This is a genomic window from Kitasatospora sp. NPDC059803, from assembly GCF_042732255.1.
Lineage (GTDB): Bacteria > Actinomycetota > Actinomycetes > Streptomycetales > Streptomycetaceae > Kitasatospora.
Map to the genome: position 1 here is coordinate 1 of NZ_JBHWIJ010000540.1, position 2183 is coordinate 2183.

Annotated in this window: 3 protein-coding genes; all 3 read right to left on the bottom strand. The window is 71.0% G+C overall.

The features are described 5' to 3' along the window. Positions 1-17 precede the first annotated feature (17 nt). A complete protein-coding gene (gene rplS, locus ACFV6I_RS39265) occupies positions 18-368 on the bottom strand; it encodes a 50S ribosomal protein L19 (RefSeq protein WP_063347674.1) in 351 nt (116 codons plus the stop codon). 154 nt (positions 369-522) lie between these two features. After that, on the bottom strand, positions 523-1341 hold the full coding sequence (trmD, locus tag ACFV6I_RS39270; RefSeq protein ID WP_063351119.1) for a tRNA (guanosine(37)-N1)-methyltransferase TrmD: 819 nt from the start codon (positions 1339-1341) through the stop codon (positions 523-525). Positions 1342-1376: 35 nt separating this feature from the next. Beyond that, positions 1377-2018, bottom strand: a complete 642-nt coding sequence (gene rimM / locus ACFV6I_RS39275) for a ribosome maturation factor RimM (RefSeq protein WP_380431053.1) — start codon at positions 2016-2018, stop codon at positions 1377-1379. Positions 2019-2183 lie beyond the last annotated feature (165 nt).

Below are 2183 nucleotides of genomic sequence, written 5' to 3' on the forward strand. Positions count from 1 at the left end.
GGCCGGGGGACGGTGGATCAGCGGTCGCGCTTCTCCTTGATCTTCGCGGCCTTGCCGCGGAGGTCACGCAGGTAGTACAGCTTGGCGCGGCGAACCGCACCGCGGGTCACGACCTCGATCTTCTCGACGACCGGGGTGTGCACCGGGAAGGTGCGCTCCACGCCGACGTTGAAGCTGACCTTGCGAACGGTGAAGGTCTCACCGACGCCGGCGCCGTGGCGGCGGATGACGACGCCCTGGAAGACCTGGACACGGGAGCGGTTGCCCTCGATGACCCGGACGTGGACCTTCAGGGTGTCACCGGCGCGGAAGGCCGGAATGTCGCTACGCAGCGAGGCCGCGTCGACAGCAGCGAGCTTGTTGCTCATGTTGCTCTCCATCGCAGGCGCCACGGGCCGCCCACGGAAGTTCGTCACAATGGGGTTTGCTGCGGGCCGCATCGGCTGACGACGATCCCCCCGTGGCGAGGGCGCCGGTCCACGTGGCCCCTACGAAGGGGGCCCAGCGACAGACAACAGCGGCCTATTCTTCCACACCAACGGCCACGGACCGAAATCGGCCGAGCTCCTCGTCCCAGGCCAGGCCGAGGATGCTGAGCGCCTCCCGATCCTTCTTGTCGAAGGCGCCGTAGCGCCAGCGCTCGACCAGGTCGGTGCGGTTCGCCAGGGTCCGGGCGAAGGCCTGTTCCCGCCGCCAGCGGGCGATCCGGCCGTGGTTTCCGCTGAGCAGCACGTCCGGCACGGTCCGGCCGCGCCACTCGGCGGGCTTGGTGTAGACCGGGCCCTCCAGCAGGTCCGCCATCGCGCCGGGCGCGAAGGAGTCGTCCCGGTGGGACTCGGCGTTGCCGAGCACCCCGGGCAGCAGCCGGGCGATCGCCTCGACCATCACCAGCACGGCGACCTCGCCGCCGGCCAGCACGTAGTCGCCGATCGAGGCCTCGACCACCGGCATCCGGGTGGCCGCCTCCTCGATGACCCGCCGGTCGATGCCCTCGTACCGGGCGGGGGTGAACGCCAGCCAGGGGCGGCTCGCCAGCTCCTGGGCGAGTTCCTGCGTGAACGGCCGCCCGCTGGGGGTGGGCACGACGAGCGTCGGCAGCTGGCCCTCGGGCCCGCCGGCGACCACCGCGTCCAGCGCCTCGCCCCACGGCTCGGGCTTCATCACCATGCCGGGGCCGCCGCCGTACGGGCTGTCGTCCACCGTCCGGTGCACGTCGTGGGTCCACTCGCGCAGGTCGTGGACGTGCACGTCCAGCTGGCCGCGGGAGCGGGCCTTGCCGACCAGCGAGATGTTCAGCGGTTCCAGGTACTCGGGGAAGATCGAGACGACGTCGATCCGCATCCCGTTCTGGACCTGCGCGACGCCCTCCTCCACCGTCACTTCGACCCCTCCGCGCCCTTGGCACCGGCCGCGCCCTCGGCGCCGTCGACAACCTCGGCGCCCTCAGCGCTCTCGGTGTCCTCGGCGTCCTCGCCCTCGGCGGAAGCGCCACGGGCGACCTCGGCCTGTTCGGGTTCGATCAGGCCTACCGGCGGGGTGATCACGACGCGCTGGTTCTCCAGGTCGATGGTCGGCACGATCTGGCGGACGAAGGGCACCAGCACCTCCGTCCCGTCGGCCTTCTCCACCGTGAGCAGGTCCTGGTACGGCAGGTGGACGACCTCGGTCAGCTCGCCGACGAGGGTGCCGTCGAGCAGCACCACGTCCAGGCCGATCAGCTGGTGGTCGTAGTACTCCTCCGGGTCCTCGGGGCTCTCCTCCGGGTCGACCTCGGAGATGAGCAGCGTGCCCCGCAGCGCCTCCGCCGCGTTGCGGTCCTTGACGCCGACGAAGCGCAGCAGCAGCCGGCCGCTGTGCACCTTGCCGGACTCGATGGTCAGCGGTCCCACCGACGCGGGGTCGGTGAACAGGACGGCACCGGGGCCGAGCCGGAGCTCCGGCTCGTCGGTGCGGACCTCGACGCTGACGTCCCCCCTGATGCCGTGGGCGCGGCCGATCTTGCCGACGACGAGCTGCACGGTGATCGTTCTCCTGGAGTTCCTAGAGCGGGACGGAATGCGGAAAGCGCGAGAAACGCGAAAAGGCGGGGCGCCGGCGCCCCCGCCACCCCTCGAGCCCCCACACCCCCACACCGCCACCCAACACCCACTGGCACAAGGAGGTCTCCACAAGACCAACAGACC

Bases quoted from the DNA above. Each gene is read 5' to 3' on its own strand.
- rplS (WP_063347674.1), bottom strand. From the start codon at position 368: ATGAGCAACAAGCTCGCTGCTGTCGACGCGGCCTCGCTGCGTAGCGAC.
- trmD (WP_063351119.1), bottom strand. From the start codon at position 1,341: ATGCGGATCGACGTCGTCTCGATCTTCCCCGAGTACCTGGAACCGCTG.